The sequence below is a fragment of the Micromonospora sp. NBS 11-29 genome (genome assembly GCF_002140155.1).
Taxonomy (GTDB): domain Bacteria; phylum Actinomycetota; class Actinomycetes; order Mycobacteriales; family Micromonosporaceae; genus Micromonospora.
Map to the genome: position 1 here is coordinate 287,905 of NZ_NAPR01000004.1, position 15,156 is coordinate 303,060.

Annotated in this window: 12 protein-coding genes and 2 pseudogenes; 3 read left to right on the top strand and 11 right to left on the bottom strand. The window is 73.0% G+C overall.

What is annotated here, in order from left to right; genetic code table 11:
• Positions 1-1,352 (bottom strand): annotated as a pseudogene (locus tag B1205_RS30940) (HAMP domain-containing protein); the annotation flags it as partial.
• 166 nt (positions 1,353-1,518) lie between these two features.
• On the opposite strand from B1205_RS30940, the gene B1205_RS05375 reads away from it, so the two are divergent.
• Positions 1,519-3,603, top strand: a complete 2,085-nt coding sequence (locus B1205_RS05375; RefSeq protein ID WP_176308431.1) for a SpoIIE family protein phosphatase — start codon at positions 1,519-1,521, stop codon at positions 3,601-3,603.
• A 54-nt stretch (positions 3,604-3,657) separates the two neighbouring features.
• On the opposite strand, the gene B1205_RS32850 is transcribed toward B1205_RS05375, so the two are convergent.
• The 8 genes from B1205_RS32850 to B1205_RS05410 all read right to left on the bottom strand — a co-directional run bounded on the left by B1205_RS32850 (position 3,658) and on the right by B1205_RS05410 (position 9,548).
• Entirely contained in the window at positions 3,658-3,810 is a 153-nt protein-coding gene (locus tag B1205_RS32850) for a hypothetical protein (RefSeq protein ID WP_369597253.1), read from the bottom strand.
• Entirely contained in the window at positions 3,807-4,376 is a 570-nt protein-coding gene (locus B1205_RS05380) for an alpha/beta hydrolase (protein WP_369597254.1), read from the bottom strand. The genes B1205_RS32850 and B1205_RS05380 overlap by 4 nt, the downstream gene beginning before the upstream one ends.
• A complete protein-coding gene (locus B1205_RS05385; RefSeq protein ID WP_089154600.1) occupies positions 4,373-5,206 on the bottom strand; it encodes an alpha/beta fold hydrolase in 834 nt (277 codons plus the stop codon). The genes B1205_RS05380 and B1205_RS05385 overlap by 4 nt, the downstream gene beginning before the upstream one ends.
• Positions 5,203-6,018: an alpha/beta fold hydrolase gene (locus B1205_RS05390; RefSeq protein ID WP_089154601.1), complete on the bottom strand. Its 816-nt coding sequence runs from the start codon at positions 6,016-6,018 to the stop codon at positions 5,203-5,205. Before B1205_RS05390 ends, B1205_RS05385 begins: the two co-directional genes overlap by 4 nt.
• A 95-nt stretch (positions 6,019-6,113) precedes the next feature.
• On the bottom strand, positions 6,114-6,320 hold the full coding sequence (locus B1205_RS32855) for a helix-turn-helix domain-containing protein (RefSeq protein WP_176308432.1): 207 nt from the start codon (positions 6,318-6,320) through the stop codon (positions 6,114-6,116).
• Complete coding sequence (locus B1205_RS05400) at positions 6,269-7,135, bottom strand: hypothetical protein (RefSeq protein ID WP_441338441.1); 867 nt, start codon at positions 7,133-7,135, stop codon at positions 6,269-6,271. The genes B1205_RS32855 and B1205_RS05400 overlap by 52 nt, the downstream gene beginning before the upstream one ends.
• A 6-nt stretch (positions 7,136-7,141) precedes the next feature.
• The gene (locus tag B1205_RS05405; RefSeq protein ID WP_089154604.1) at positions 7,142-8,104 is read right to left on the bottom strand and encodes a helix-turn-helix domain-containing protein; all 963 of its coding nucleotides are present in this window, start codon (positions 8,102-8,104) and stop codon (positions 7,142-7,144) included.
• 103 nt (positions 8,105-8,207) lie between these two features.
• The gene (locus B1205_RS05410; protein WP_254909732.1) at positions 8,208-9,548 is read right to left on the bottom strand and encodes an FAD-binding oxidoreductase; all 1,341 of its coding nucleotides are present in this window, start codon (positions 9,546-9,548) and stop codon (positions 8,208-8,210) included.
• A 100-nt stretch (positions 9,549-9,648) separates the two neighbouring features.
• Between B1205_RS05410 and B1205_RS05415 the strand changes: the two genes are divergently transcribed.
• Both B1205_RS05415 and B1205_RS28915 read left to right on the top strand, forming a co-directional pair.
• On the top strand, positions 9,649-11,742 hold the full coding sequence (locus tag B1205_RS05415; RefSeq protein WP_089154606.1) for a S9 family peptidase: 2,094 nt from the start codon (positions 9,649-9,651) through the stop codon (positions 11,740-11,742).
• Between the two features lie 319 nt (positions 11,743-12,061).
• On the top strand, positions 12,062-12,244 hold the full coding sequence (locus tag B1205_RS28915; RefSeq protein WP_140157978.1) for a hypothetical protein: 183 nt from the start codon (positions 12,062-12,064) through the stop codon (positions 12,242-12,244).
• 11 nt (positions 12,245-12,255) lie between these two features.
• Here the strand turns inward: B1205_RS28915 and B1205_RS05425 are convergent, their stop codons facing one another.
• Positions 12,256-13,794: a SpoIIE family protein phosphatase gene (locus B1205_RS05425; RefSeq protein WP_089154938.1), complete on the bottom strand. Its 1,539-nt coding sequence runs from the start codon at positions 13,792-13,794 to the stop codon at positions 12,256-12,258.
• 2 nt (positions 13,795-13,796) lie between these two features.
• A pseudogene (locus tag B1205_RS05430) lies at positions 13,797-15,091 on the bottom strand (ATP-binding protein).
• Between the last annotated feature and the right edge of the window lie 65 nt (positions 15,092-15,156).

A 15,156-nucleotide genomic window follows, 5' to 3' on the forward strand; every position in this document is an offset into this window, starting at 1 on the left:
GCCACCGAGCTTGCCCTCGGTGCCGACCTCGCGCGCGACGCGGGTCACCTCGTCGGCGAACGAGGAGAGCTGATCCACCATCGTGTTCACGGTGTTCTTCAGCTCCAGGATCTCACCCTGCGCNGCCCAGGTCGCCCTTCGCCACCGCGGTGGAGACCTGGGAGATGTTGCGGACCTGGCTGGTCAGGTTGCCGGCGAGCTGGTTGACGTTCTCGGTGAGGTCGCGCCAGGTGCCGGAGACGCCGCGCACCTGCGCCTGACCGCCCAGCTTGCCCTCGATGCCGACCTCACGGGCCACCCGCGTCACCTCGTCGGCGAACGACGAGAGCTGATCCACCATCGTGTTCACGGTGTCCTTCAGCTCCAGGATCTCACCCTGCGCCGCCACCGTGATCTTCTGCGACAGGTCANCCCTTGGCGACCGCGGTCGACACCTGGGCGATGTTGCGCACCTGACTGGTCAGGTTCGACGCCATCGAGTTGACGTTGTCGGTGAGGTCCTTCCAGGTGCCGGCCACGCCGGGCACCTCGGCCTGCCCGCCGAGCTTGCCCTCGGTGCCCACCTCGCGGGCCACCCGGGTCACCTGCTCGGCGAAGAGCCGAAGCGTGTCGGTGAGCGAGTTCATCGTGTCGGCCAGCTCGGCCACCTCACCGCGCGCCCCGACCGTGATCTTCTGCGACAGGTCGCCCTTCGCCACCGCGGTCGCCACCTGGGAGATCGACCGCACCTGGCCGGTGAGGTTCGACGCCATGGTGTTCACCGAATCGGTGAGGTCCTTCCAGGTGCCGGCGACGCCACGCACGTCGGCCTGGCCGCCCAACTTGCCCTCGGTGCCCACCTCCCGGGCCACCCGGGTCACCTCGTCGGCGAACGACGAGAGCTGGTCGACCATGGTGTTCACGGTCCGGCCGATCCGCAGGTACTCACCGCGCAGCGGGCGCCCGTCGATCTCCAGCGCCATGTGCTGGGAGAGGTCGCCGTCGGCCACCGCCACGATCACCCGGGCGATCTCGGTGGTCGGCCGCCCCAGGTCGTCGATCAGCGAGTTGACCGCCCGCTGCCCCTCCGCCCAGGAACCGTCCAGGCCCTCGTCGTCGAGGCGCTCGGTGAGCCGCCCGTCCCGGCCGACGATGCGGCTGATCCGGCGCAGGTCGAGGTGCTGCCGCTCCTGCAACGACACCACGTCGTTGAAGGCGTCGGCGACCTCGCCCGGCAGACCCGCCCGGCGCGGCAGGCGGACCCGGAGGTCGCCACGGGCCACCCGTCGCAGCGCCTCGACCAGCTCGCCGAGGAGCACCTCGTGGTCGGGCGCGGACGGATCCGCGGTCGCCGACTGTTTCACCGTGGTCATCTTTCCTCGCTCAGCTCGGGGCCCCCACCGACTCGTGCCGACACGCGGCCATCCCACCATTCTGCCGCGCGATCGGTCGAGGTCACCGGCGGCGGATGGCGCGTCACGGAGGTATCGCACCCGGTGGCCGGTTCGGCCGGGGCGCTTGGCACCCGGGGTGGCGGCGATGGAGGATACGGAGGTGTCAGTGGAGGCGGGGCCGACCGGCAGCGGCGGCACGGACGAGCACGTCCGACGGATCCGCCTCCCCGCCGACCGGCGCACCCCGGCGGCGGCGCGGGCGCTGGTGCGCGCCATGCTCCTCGAAGCCGGCCTGCCCGGGCTGCTCAACGAGGCGCTGCTGCTCACCACCGAGCTGACCACCAACGCCGTCGAGCACGCGCGCACCGAACTCGACATCGAGGTCGAGGCCGACCGGGGCGGGCTCACCGTCACCGTCACCGACTTCGCCTCCGGACCGGTCGACGAGCTGACCGTCGGTGTGCGCAACACCACCTCCGACATCACCGAGGTCGCCGCCCGCGGCCGTGGCCTGCTGCTGGTCGACCACTTCGCCAGCCGGTGGGGCACCACCTACCTCCCCACCGGCAAGGGGGTCTGGTTCCGGCTCGATCGTCCCGGTCCGCACGGGTCCACCCCGCCGTCCCCGGCCGTCCCCCGCCCGGCGGTGGCCGCACCGGAACCGGGCGGCGAGGGCACCCCGAGCGCCGCGGCGATGAGCGAACTGATGCAGACCACCCCCGATCCGTACGCCGACGACCCGCTGCCCGAGTTCGCCACCGGCCTGCTGACCCGGGTGGCCGAGATGGTCGGCGCCGCCGGCGGCACGGTCCGGCTGGACCGGGGCGACGGGTTCGGCACCCAGGTGTTCGCCCGGTACGGCCGGCCGCCCCGGGACGGCAACGAACTGCTCCGCGTCCCGCTCGCCGTGCACCGGCCGTACGCCGGTGAGCTGGAACTGGACGCGGCGCCCTCGGCGTACGCCCGACCGCTCGCCGTGCTGGCCGCCGAACGGCTCTCGCTGCACCTGGAGAACGACCGGCTGCGCCGCGCCGACGTGCGCCGCTCCGCCTGGCTCACCTTCCTGGCCGAGGCGAGCGAACTGCTCGCCCAGTCGCTCGACGTCGAGCTGACCATGGCGCTCGTCCCGCAGCTCGTGGTGCCCCGGCTCGGCCAGTGGTGCGCGCTGCACACCACCGACGAGTGGGGGCGGCTGCGCCTCGCCGCATCCAGCCACGCCGACGAGGCGATGCTGCCCCACCTGCACCGGGTTCTCGCCGAGACCGGCCCGGACTCGATCCAGTCCCGGCTGCGCGAGGCGTCCCGCAGCGCGGCCCAGGTGCCGCTGGGCGCGCCGATGGAGGGCTTCGCCGTACCGCTGGTCGCCCGCGGGCAGCGGCTCGGCACCCTGGCGGTCGGGCGGCACCAGCGGCACCGGCATGACCCGGACGAGGTCTCGGTGCTGGAGGACGTCGCCCGGCGGGCCGCGCTCGCCATCGAGAACGCCCGCATCCACGCCGAACGCCGCCGGGTCGCGCAGACCCTCCAGCAGTCGCTGCTGCCGCCGGTGCTCCCGGTGGTCGAGGGCATCGGCTTCGCCGCCGAGTACGTGCCGACCGGCGACGACGCCGAGGTCGGCGGCGACTTCTACGACGTGGTGCCGCTGCCGGACGGCCGCTGGCTGGTGGTGGTCGGCGACGTCTCCGGCAAGGGCGTGCAGGCGGCCGCCGTGACCGGCCTGGTCCGGGACGTGATCCGGGTCCTGGTCGGTGACGGCAAGCCGCTGCCGGAGGTGCTCGGCCGGCTCAACGAGACACTGGTCGACCGCGGCGGCGGGCGCTACTGCACGCTGGCCCTGGCAGCGGTCGCGCCCGGCGACGGCGACCAGCTCGACGTCGCCCTGCACCTGGCCGGCCACGACCGGCCGGTGCTGCTGCACGGCGGTGGTGGCGCGACATTCGTCGGCACCGGCGGCACGGCGCTCGGCCTGCTCGACACGATCACCACCCCGACGGCGGAGCTGGCGCTCAAGCCCGGCGACGCGCTCATCTTCTACACCGACGGGGTGACCGAGCGGCGGCGCGGCCGGGAGCTGTTCGGCACCGAACGGCTGCGCGAGTCGGCCGCCCCGCTGGCCGGCTACTCGGCCGACGTGGTGGCGGCCCGCCTCCGCGCCGCCACCATCGCTTTCTCCCCCGAGCCGCCACGCGACGACATCGCCGTCCTGGTCCTGCGCAACGAAACCCCCTAGACGTTCGTGCGGTGCCGCCTCCGACCCGAGACGGCACCGCGACGACAGCCGGCCTCAGCGCGCGTGGGCGAGCCCCCACTCCAGGGCGGCGTCCGCAACCTGTTCCCAACCCGGCTCGGCGCAGGTCCAGTGGGACCGTCCGGGAAACTCGCGGTACTCGGTGACGGTGTCCGGCGCCTTGTAGTGACGGGCGTTCGACTTGTTCACGGACGGCGGCATGATGTGGTCGGCGCCGCCGGCGATGAACAGCAGCGGCGCCCGGTCCGGGTTGTGGAAGTCGACCCAGGTCTCCTGCTTGCCCGGAGTGAAGTTGGCGAGCAGGCCGTACGCCCAGACCCAACTGCCGGGCGCCGGGATGGCGTAGCGGTCGTAGGCCGCCCGCGAGTCCTCCTCGGACAGCGTGTTGGTGAACGCGTAGTGCCACTGCTCGGGCGTGAACCCGGCCNCTCCGGCGGGGCGGAGTTGATGACCACGCCGGCGGCGCCGTGTCCCCGGTCGAGCAGGAGTTGGGTCAGCGTGCCGCCGAACGAGTGACCCATGATGATCGGCTTCTCCGGCAGCGCCCCGATGATCTTTTCCAGGTGCGCGACCGTCTCGGGCACGGTCAGGGTCGCGATCCGGTCGGGATCGGCGCGCAGCGCCTCCACCTCGACCTCGAAGCCGGGATAGGCGGGCGTGTGGACGGTGTGCCCCATGGCCTCGTAGTACGGCACCCAGTGCTCCCAGGAGCGCGGGGTCACCCACAGGCCGTGGACCAGGACGATGATGCTCATGCGTCGTACTCCTTGAGGAAGTCGAGCAGGTCGCGGCCGAGCTGCTCCCGATGGGTGTCGGTGATGCCGTGCGGTGCGCCGGGGTATGTGATGAGCCGCGCGTCCTTGATCCGGGCCGCCGACGCCTGGCCCCCGACCGCGTACGGGACGACCTGGTCGTCGTCGCCGTGGATGACCAGTGCGGGAACATCCACGGCGTCCAGGTCGGGGCGGAAGTCGGTGGCGGAGAACGCGGCGATGGACTCGTAGGCGTTTCGGTGTCCGGCCTGGAGTCCCTGGCGCCAGAACGCTTCGCGAACGCCGCGGGAGACGTTCGCGCCGGGCCGGTTGTGGCCGAAGAAGGGGCCGTCGGCCAGGTCGTGGTACTGCTGGGAGCGGTCGGCCAGGGAGCCGGCACGGATCTCGTCGAACACCTCGACCGGTACGCCGTCGGGATTGTCCTCGGTGCGCAGCATGAACGGCGGCACCGCGGAGACCAGGACGAGCTGGGCGACCCGGCCAGTGCCGTGCCGACCGATGTAGCGGGCCACCTCGCCGCCGCCGGTGGAGAAGCCGACCAGCGTCACCTCCCGCAGGTCGAGGTGGTCGATCACGGCCGCCAGGTCGTCGGCGTACGTGTTCATCTCGTTGCCGTGCCATGCCTGGGTGGAGCGACCGTGCCCGCGCCGGTCATGGGCGATGACCCGGTAGCCGCTCTGGGCGAGGAACAGTTGCTGGGCCTCCCAGCTGTCGGAGTTCAGCGGCCAGCCGTGCGACAGCACGACCGGGCGTCCAGCGCCCCAGTCCTTGTAGAAGATCCGGGTTCCGTCGGGGGTGGTCACGAAGCTCATCGGGCGGCCTTTCGGATCAGGTCGGCGGTGACGGCGGGCTGGGAGATCATCGCGACGTGCGAGGCGTCGACCTCGGCGGTCCGGGCATCCGCCCGGCGAGCCATGAAACGCTGGGCGGCGGCGGGGATGAGGTTGTCCCGGCGGGCGACGAGGTAGAAGGACGGCACCGACCGCCACGCGGGCTCGCCGGACGGTTCACCGAGGGTGTGCACGTCGCCGGGTCGCTGCGTGGCCGCCATGACGTCCGTCGTGGCCCGGGGCAGGTCACCGGCGAAGACATCGCGGAACACCTCCGGCTTGACGTAGCCGTCGGCGCTGCCCGCCCCGTCGGGCGTCGGGTACGGCCGCAGGTCGAGCGCGCTCTGGTCGAGCTTGCTGCCCGGGAACTTCGTCTGCAACTCCTGGACCGTCTCCCCCTCATCCGGTGCGAACGCGGCGACGTACACGAGCGCCTTGACGGCGGGATTGCCGACGGCGGCGTTGGTGATGACCATGCCGCCGTAGGAGTGGGCGACCAGGACGAGTGGACCGTCGAGCGTGGCGAGGATGCTGGCGAGGTACGCGGAGTCGGCGGCGACGCTGCGCAGCGGGTTCGCCGGCGCCAGGACGCGGTAGCCGTCGCGTTGGAGGATACGGGCGACGCCGGTCCAGCCGGAGGCGTCGGCGAACGCGCCGTGCACCAGCACGACGGTCGGTCGGGTCGGGTGGCGTGAGGGCGCCGGTGCGGCTGCCGCCGCGGTCGCGGGCAGTCCGACGAGCGCGCCGGTCGCGGCGGCTGATCCGGCGAGGAGGGATCTGCGGCTGATCGACATGGATGAGCCTTCCGTTCGACGAGGTGGTCGTCGACCGATGCGGACATCAGTCGTACGGCGAGCACTGTCGCACCGCGTCGGCCCCGAGGGTGTTCTCAGACCGCAGAGTTCTGTCGTCTGTGCGCAACCACGAGTTGGCGTGGGGTCACCCCGAACGCGGCCCGGAAGCGGCTGCTGAAGAAGCTGGGCGTGGCGAAGCCCCAGGCCCGGGAGACCGCCGCGATGGACGTGTGACGCGGGCGGGACGCGGTCAGATCGGCGCGGGCACCCCGCAGACGCTGCTCGATGATGGACTGTTCCAAGNCGCCGCGATCCGCGCCGGGGTCAGCTCCGGATCCCGCAGGTTGACGCGGACGTACGCCTGCACCCGCGCCCACGTCGATTCGTGCATGGTGTCCCGCAGCCGACGGCCACCGTCACCGGCCGCGGAGACGACGAGCGCCCGCATCAACTCGGCCGACGCCGCGCCCAACTCCGCCGCACCGGGTTGGTCGGCGAGCGTGTCAGCGTGCGCGGTCACCCGGGCGACGTGGTCGCGGACCAGGTCGTAGAGCGGGCTTCCGCGGAGCTGTCGGGCGGCGTTGTGGATCATGTCCCGGGGTACGCCGAGGTGGTCCACGTCGACGTGCAGCGCGTAGGAGGCGCCCCGCCCCTTCCAGCCGTACACGTACGGCAGCGACAGATCCACCAGGATGAGGTCACGCGGCCCGTACGAACACTCCTCGCGGGCCCAGATCATGTGGTTGTCGGTCCGCATCGGCAGCGCCAGCACGATCGACGTCTCGTTCTCCGCCCTGGACATCTTCGGGGTACGGCGCAGCGTGGTACCCGAGGCGTCGATGTTGAACACCTTCGCCGGGCCGAGGTCGAAGACCGTCATCCGGGCCGCAATGGCGTCCGCGTCCTCGAAGGACGCCATGCTCGACGAGCAGTTGGCACTGACCGTGGCCTGGAATGCCTCGGCACGCGCACCAACGGCCAACGACCGGGTGTCGAGTACGAGCACGGCTGTCCCTCCCCCTTCCGCCGCCCGGAGCGAGCGGCGTACCGCCGACCGTAACGAGGCGCCCCGGGGCGGAATCGGCTCCGAGCGCAGCGTTCTCGGCCCACGCTGCACACGCGGTCAGGACCGGGCGGCCGCCGACGATCGCCGCCACTGGCTCGGCGTCACGCCGTACCGGGCCTTGAACCTGCGGGTGAAGTGGGTGGGATCGCGAAAACCCCAGCCGTGGGCGATGGCGCCGATCGGCACGTGCCGCCGGGTCGGCTGGGTGAGCTCGTGTCGCACCCGTTGCAGCCGCTCGTCGATGACCCACTGTTCGAGGCTCAGGTTGGCGTCGGCGAACAGCTTGTAGAGCTGCCGCACGGAGACGCCGTGCACCGCGGCGATCGCGCGCGGGGTGAGATCCGGATCGGCGAGGTGCATCCGGACGTACGCCCGGACCCGGGTCAGCAGCGTCTCGGCGAACACCTGCCGGGCGTGCCGGCCAGAACGCGCCGCCGAGACCAGCAGGGCCCGCGCCAGGTCGATGCTGGCCGCTGCCACGGTCGCCGAGGCGGCATCGTCGGTGATGCCGGCGGGATCGGCGGCGAGCTGCGCGATGTGCCCGGTGACCAGCCGGTACAGCGGACTGGCGGCCACCTCGAAGGCGGCACGTCGCACCACGTCGAGCGGAAGACCGAGCTGGTCGTAGGGAATCTGGAGACAACCGGCGGCGCCGTCCCCCGACCACGAGAAGTCGTACGCCCCGGACAGGTCCACCACGAGCAGCTCCCCCGGCGGCACCACCCGCTGCCGCCCGCGCTGCTCGATCCGCCCATCCGCGCGCTGCTGCACGGACAGAGCGATCACGGGCATCCCGTCCTGGCGGGCCAGCTTCGCCGTACGCAGCAGCCGGATCCCGGAGGATCGGTGCGTGAAGACGTTGGTGTTGCCGAGGTCCCAGACTTCCATCCGGGCGTGGACCTCACCGTCCGGGTCCTCGTGCAGGACGTGACAGGGGGCGGAGGCGTACATCATCGCCGTGTGCACGGCCTCGACACGGTCCACGGCGGGTAGGTGCGAGGTGTCGAGGACGTACCCCATGATCTCGCCTTCGGTGCGGCTCGCGGCTCCGGTGCCCCTGTCTCCGAGAGGATACGGTCAGCGACCGCCCGAACGCGACGCCCGAACGCGAGCCGGCGTCGGGTCAGAGGCCGCCGGGGAGGCGGCCGGGGGCCAGGCGGCGGTGCGGGTCCAGGTGGGCCTTGGCGCTGCGGAGCCGCGACAACGTGGGCCACTCGCCCCAGAGGTCGACGGCGCGACGCACCGGGGCGGGCGCTGCCACCACCACGCACCGGCCCTGCCGGGCGACCAGCACGCTGCGGACCGCGCCGAGGATCGACGCGACGCGTTCGGGGGGCATCACGCCGGGCAGCGCGGCGTGCACCGCGCCGACGCCGGCCGAGCCGCGCACCGCCATCGGAGTGCCGGCGGCGTCGCGCAACGCGTAGACCGCCGCGTGCAGGTGGTCGACCGGCACCTCGATGCGGAGCGCGGTGTCGCCCGGCGCGAAGGGGTAGCGCCCCCACCACTCGGGCGGCCGGTGGTTGACCACGGATTCGGCGCCGAGCACGGCGGTCAGCCGGCCGACCCGCTCCACCACGTCGGCCGGGCCGCCCTCCAGCAGGACCACCAGGTTGCCGGCGGCGGGGCGCCCGGTCACCGCCGGGTGGTCGGGCCGACCGGACACCGAGGGGTGGCTCGCCGGGATCCGACGCCGGGGCAGCGGCACCGGCACCGGCAGGTCCAGCTCGACGGCGGCCGGCTGGACCTCGGCGGCGAGCACGGCACGGACCAGGTCGTGCACCTCCAGCGGGGTCCAGACCGGGCGGGACACCCAGACCCGGCTCGCCGGCCGGGCGTGCACCCGCATGGTGGCCGAGACCAGCACGCCCAGCCCGCCCTGTGAGCCGCAGAGCAGCCGCGCCACGTCCAGCCCCGGCAGGTCGCCGCTGATCAGCTCGCCGTCGGCGTCGAGGTAACGCACGCCGACGAGCTGCGCGCAGGGACCGCCGTGCCGCAGGCGCAACGGACCGGCCTCGTCGGCGGCGAGTACCCCGCCCAGCGTCGCTCCCGGCGAGGGCGCGTCGACCGGGAGACGCAGACCGGTGCGGCCCAACGTCGCCTGGACGGCCCGCAGCGGGGTGCCGGCGCCGATCTCGGCCAGCACGGCGGCCCCCGGCTCGTGCCGCACCCCGGCGAGCCGGCCGGTGTCGAGCATGATGTCCACCTGGGCCGGGGCGGCACCCCAGTCGATCTTCGTGCCGGCACCGCGCGGCACCACGGTCAGATCGTGCGCCGCGGCCAGCCGGAGCACCTCGGCGGCGGCGTGCGGACCACCCGGCACGGCCACCCAACGGGCGGTGCGACCGGCCACCTCGTCGGCCGGGCCGGCGAGACGCGCGAACGGCGGATCGCAGATCTTTGCCAACTTCCGGGTGATGTCGAGGGCTCCGGGTCGATCGGTGGAACACGATGCATCCGCCATGGCGGTCATCGTACACATGTTCGAAAGAGCTGGCGGCGGGTCGGGGGATTCGCGCGGCGCGCCCGCTCGGCGGCGGCGCACCGCCCGGTAACGTGACGCCGTGACCACGACCCCACAGCCCACGGCGAAGCGCGTTCCGGCCGAGCGGACCCACCACGGCGACACCGTCGTCGACGAGTACGCCTGGCTCGCCGCCAAGGACGACCCGGAGACGATCGCCTACCTGACCGCCGAGAACGCCTACACCGAGGCGCGCACCGCGCACCTGGCCGGGCTGCGCGCGGAGCTGTTCGAGGAGACACGCCGGCGCACCCAGGAGACCGACCTGTCGGTGCCGACCCGCAAGGGCGGGCACTGGTACTACACCCGTACGGTCGAGGGCCAGCAGTACGGGGTGCAGTGTCGCCGCGCGGTCCGCCCGGGTGAGACCGCGCCCCCGCTCAGCGCGGACGGTGCCCCGCTCGACGGCGAGGAGGTGCTGCTCGACGGCAACCAGCTCGCCGAGGGGCACGACTTCTTCTCCCTCGGCGCGTTCGACGTCAGCCCGGACGGGCGCTGGCTGGCCTACTCCACCGACTTCTCCGGCGACGAGCGCTACACGCTGCGGATCAAGGACCTGGCCACCGGCGAGGTGCTGCCCGACGAGGTGCCGGACACGTTCTACGGCACGGCGTGGTCGGCCGACGCGTCCACGCTGTTCTACGTGACCGTCGACGAGGCGTGGCGGCCGAACCGGGTGTGGCGGCACGCCGTGGGCACCCCGTCGACCGAGGACGTGGTGGTCCACCAGGAGGACGACGAGCGGTTCTGGGTGGGCGTCGAGCTGACCCGCTCCGAGCGCTTCGTGGTCGTCGACATCCACAGCAAGGTCACCAGCGAGGTGCGGGTGATCCCGGCGGCCAACCCCACCGGCGAGCCAGCCGTCGTGGCCCCGCGGCGTCAGGGCATCGAGTACGCGGTCGAGCACCACGGCCACCGCTTCCTCATCCTGCACAACGACGGCGCGGAGGACTTCGCGCTGGCGTACACCTCGGCGGACGCGCCGGGCGACTGGACGCCGCTGATCCCGCACACCCCCGGCACCCGGTTGGAGGCGGTCGACGCGTTCGAGCACCACCTCGTCGTGTCGCTGCGGAGCAACGGGCTGACCGGGCTGCGGGTGCTGCCGGTCGGCAGCGACGACGGCTGGGACATCGACTTCCCCGAGCCGATCTACAGCGTCGGGTTGGACGCGAACCCGGAGTACCGGACCGACGCGGTGCGGCTGCGCTACACCTCGCTGGTCACCCCGGACTCGGTCTACGACTACGACCTGCTCACCCGGGAGTTGACGCTGCGCCGGCAGAAGCCGGTGCGGCCCGGGCCGGACGGTCGGGCGTACGACCCGGCCGACTACGAACAGCACCGGGACTGGGCGGTCGCCGACGACGGCACCCGGGTGCCCATCTCGCTGGTCTGCCGCCGGGGCACCCCGCGCGACGGCTCCGCCCCCGCCGTCATCTACGGCTACGGCTCGTACGAGGCCAGCATGGACCCGTGGTTCTCGATCGCCCGGCTGAGCCTGCTCGACCGGGGCGTCATCTTCGCGGTGGCGCACATCCGGGGCGGCGGTGAGCTGGGCCGACGCTGGTACGACGAGGGCAAGCTGCTGGCCAAGAAGAACACCTTCACCGACTTCGTGGCCTGCGCCCGGCACCTGGTCAAGGCCGGCTGGACGGCGGGCGACCGGCTGGTCGCCCGGGGCGCCTCGGCCGGCGGCCTGCTGATGGGCGCGGTGGCGAACCTCGCGCCGGACGCGTTCGCCGGGATCGTCGCGCAGGTGCCGTTCGTGGACGCGTTGACCTCGATTCTCGACCCGTCGCTGCCGCTGACGGTCACCGAGTGGGAGGAGTGGGGCAACCCGCTGGACGACCCCGAGGTCTACGCGTACATGAAGTCGTACACGCCGTACGAGAACGTGGTGGCCGCCGACTACCCGGCCATCCTGGCGGTGACCAGCCTCAACGACACCCGGGTGCTCTACCACGAGCCGGCCAAGTGGATCGCCCGGCTGCGGGCGCTCGCGCCGCAGGGCGACTACCTGCTCAAGACCGAGATGGGCGCGGGCCACGGCGGGCCCAGCGGCCGGTACGACGCCTGGCGCGAGGAGGCGTTCGTCAACGCCTGGACCCTGGACCGCCTCGGCCGGGCGTGACGGCGGTCAGGCGGCCCGTGCCGCAGTGAGCGCGTGCGGGTCGGCGTTCGTGCCGCCGGCGACCACCGCGATGGTACGGCCGGCCGGCGGTACGGCCGGCCGGCGGTACGGCTCCGGCCGGCGGTACGGCTCCGGCCGGCGGTCCCGCGTCGCGGAGCAGCCGGCCGGCGGCCGCCATCGCCTTGTGCCCGGCGGCCGGGACGACGCCGGCCCGATCGGAGCGTGGGCCGTCGCCTGCGCCACCTGCCCTTTCACTGTTACGCACGGTGACGTAGGCGCAGCGGCGGTCTTCGCCTTGCGGCGACTTTGCTCTGCAGCCATGGACGCAGCGCACACCGACGGTGACGGTGGTGACGCGGCAGGCTCGGCCATGGTCAACAGAAAGAACCTGTTCAGCCGCCCGATGCGCCGATGGCTGCAGAGCAAAGTCGGCAGCAAGCCCATGCCGCCTCCGGCGGCGACGGCAACTCAGCGTGATGGAGGGCTCGGTTACGGCAAGTAGTCGGACGCGCGTCAGCGACGGCGGACAGCCACCACGGCGACGTCGTCGTTGATCTCCGGCGGGGCCAACTCGATCAGCAGCCGCTGGCAGAACTGGTCGAGGTCGTCGTCCACCCGGGTAGCCGACACGGCGAGCGCGGCCATGCCGTCGTCGATGGTGGCGTCCCGTCGCTCGATCAGCCCGTCGGTGTAGAGAACCAGCGTCGCGCCGGCCGGCAGTACGAACTCCAGGTCGGGCGGGCGGGCGGCGCGCACCCCGAGCAGCGGCGCGGACTGCGACACGAACTCGACCCGCCCGTCCCGGCTGAGCAGTGCCGGCAGGTGGCCGGCGCTGGCCATCCGGACCCGCCCGGTCGGCGGGTGCAGCAGCAGCACGCAGATGGTGGCCAGCTCGGTCGGCAGCAGCGTACGCATCAGCTCGTTGACCCGGTCCAGGATCACCGCCGGCAGGTGCCCCTCGACCGCGTACGCCCGTACCGCGTGCCGCAGCTCGGCCATCACGGTGGCGGCGTGCAGCGAGTGCCCGGCCACGTCGCCGATCGCCACCAGCAGGTGACCGTCGAGCATCACCAGCTCGTAGAAGTCCCCGCCCACCTCGGTCTGCGCGCTCGCCGGCTCGTAGCGGACGGCCAGGTCCAGCCCGGCGATCTCGGGCAGCCGCCGGGGCAGCAGGCTGCGCTGGAGCGTCACCGCGATCCGGTGCTCCTCGTCAAAGGAGCGCTGCGCCTCCACCGCCGACGCGACGGCCTGGGCGAGCTGCACCAGCACCGGCGTGCGTACGGTCTGGGTCGAGGTCGGCACCACCACGTACAGCGGGGCCCGGTCCTCCCGCAGCCGGGCGGCGGCCACGGTCACCGTGTCGCCGGCCGGCCAGTCGACCAGCGGCCAGACGCCCGGCTCGTCCACCCGCACCCGGGTGCCGATCGGCACGCCCGTGTCGTCCACCACCCACGGCACGATGCTGGCCGGCGTGTGCGGATCGGCCGCCACCCCGGCCAGGCAGTCCCCGTCGAACGTCTCGGCGACCACCGCGGCCGGCGCCTGGAAGATCCGCGCGGCACCGGCCGCGGCAGCCTCCAGCAGCCGGACGAAGTTCGGCGTCGCGTGCATCTCCACGGTGGCGTCGGCCAGCGCGGCCAGCCGCTCGGCGAGCTGCTCGGCCCGCCGCCGGGCCCGGTAGTAGCGCAGCACCGCGTGCGCGGTGGCGACCAGCTCCTCCGGCTCGATCGGTTCGGCCAGGTACGCGTCCGCGCCCCGGGTGAGGCCCTGGGCCCGGTCGACCACGTCCACCGCGTGCGCGGAGACGTGGATGACCGGTACGGACGGGTGCGCCTCCTTGATCCGCTCGCACACCTCGAAGCCGCTCATGTCGGGCAGCCGCACGTCGAGCACCACCAGGTCGACCGGCTCCCGGTCGACCCGGTCCAGCGCCGCCGTGCCGTTCTCGGCCTCGACGGTGGTGAAGCCGGCCCGGGTGAGCCAGTTGACGAGCAGGTATCGCTTCGGGCCGCTGTCGTCGACCACCAGCACTGTCGCCGGCCCGCCCTCCACCGTCACGCTCCGCCCACGGGCAGGACGACGGCGAAGGTGCTGCCCCGACCCGGCGCACTGGTCAGCTCCAGCGTGCCGCCGAGCAACGTGACCAGCCGGCGGGCGTACGGCAGGCCGAGCCCGGTCCCGCCGACCCGGGTGGTGCCCGGGACCTGGTAGAACTCCTCGAAGATCCGTTCGTGCAGCTCCGGCGGGATGCCCACGCCGGTGTCGGTGACCGAGAGCGACCACACCTCGCCACGACGCTCGGCGCGCAGCCGCACCTCGCCCCGCTCGGTGAACTTCAGGCCGTTGTGCAGCAGGTTGCGCAGCACCTGGGCGAGCAGCACCTCGTCCGAGCGCAGCGTCGCCGGCACCGGCGGCTCCTCGACCACCAACTCCACCTCCGGCCGGGTGGCCACCGCCCGCAGCGTGCCGCGTAGCTGCCCGAACACCGGCCGCAGGTCCACCTCGGACCAGTTCGGCTCGATCCGGCCCGACTCGGCCTTGGCCAGGTCGAGCAGCTCGTTGACCAGCGCCAGCAGGTCGTCCGCGGAGGATCTGATCAACCCCACCTGGCGGGCCTGCTCGCCGGTGAGCGGATCGGAGGCGGAGTCGGCGAGCAGCCGCGCCAAGCCGATGATCGCGGTGACCGGGGCGCGCAGCTCGTGGCTCACGTTGGCCAGGAACCGGCTCTTCGACTCGCTGGCGGTCCGTAGCTGGGCGGACTTCTCGTCCAGCTCGCCGTAGAGCGCCACCACGCCGCGGTTGGTCTCCTCCAGCTCCTCGGTGAGCTGGTTGTAGAGCGCCATCACGCCCCGGTTGGTCTCCTGGAGTTCGGAGTTGAGCACCGCCAGCTCGTCGCGCTGGGTGCGCACCTCGTCCAAGGCGGCGATGAGCTGGGCGTTCTGCGCGGCCAACTCGTCCAGGGCGGAACCCGGAGCGCGTTCGGCCAGCTCGGCGCGGAGCTGACCGACGCGTTCCGGCGTCAGCTCCTCGGCGTGGTCCGGTACTCGTCGGGACATCCTCACGACGGTATCGCCCTCGACCGTAATCACCCGCAACGTGTCCACCAGACGCGCGACCGCGCCGGACTGCGGCTCGTACCGGCCGCCGGGCAACGCACGGACCGGCGACAGGTCCACCCGCAGCTCGGTCCGNGCAGCAGCTCCCGGGCCACCTCGCTGAGCGCGGTGGCGATCCGGACCTGGTCCTGGTGTTCGAGTCCGACGGCCGCGGCGACCTCCCGGCCGCGCTGGCGGACCAGGAAAATGTCCTGCTCGACGCGGAGCGCCAGGTGCAGCAGCGGCTCACCCATGCCGTGCGGGCCGGGCATGCGCTCACGGCCCTCGCTCCGCTCGGTGCGTTCGCTCATGCCGTACT

Excerpts from the sequence above, each read along its gene's own strand:
- B1205_RS05375 (WP_176308431.1), top strand. The coding sequence starts at position 1,519 with ATGGAGGATACGGAGGTGTCAGTGGAGGCGGGGCCGACCGGCAGCGGC.
- B1205_RS05385 (WP_089154600.1), bottom strand. The coding sequence starts at position 5,206 with ATGAGCTTCGTGACCACCCCCGACGGAACCCGGATCTTCTACAAGGAC.
- B1205_RS05390 (WP_089154601.1), bottom strand. The coding sequence starts at position 6,018 with ATGTCGATCAGCCGCAGATCCCTCCTCGCCGGATCAGCCGCCGCGACC.
- B1205_RS05405 (WP_089154604.1), bottom strand. The coding sequence starts at position 8,104 with ATGGGGTACGTCCTCGACACCTCGCACCTACCCGCCGTGGACCGTGTC.
- B1205_RS05410 (WP_254909732.1), bottom strand. The coding sequence starts at position 9,548 with ATGGCGGATGCATCGTGTTCCACCGATCGACCCGGAGCCCTCGACATC.
- B1205_RS28915 (WP_140157978.1), top strand. The coding sequence starts at position 12,062 with ATGGACGCAGCGCACACCGACGGTGACGGTGGTGACGCGGCAGGCTCG.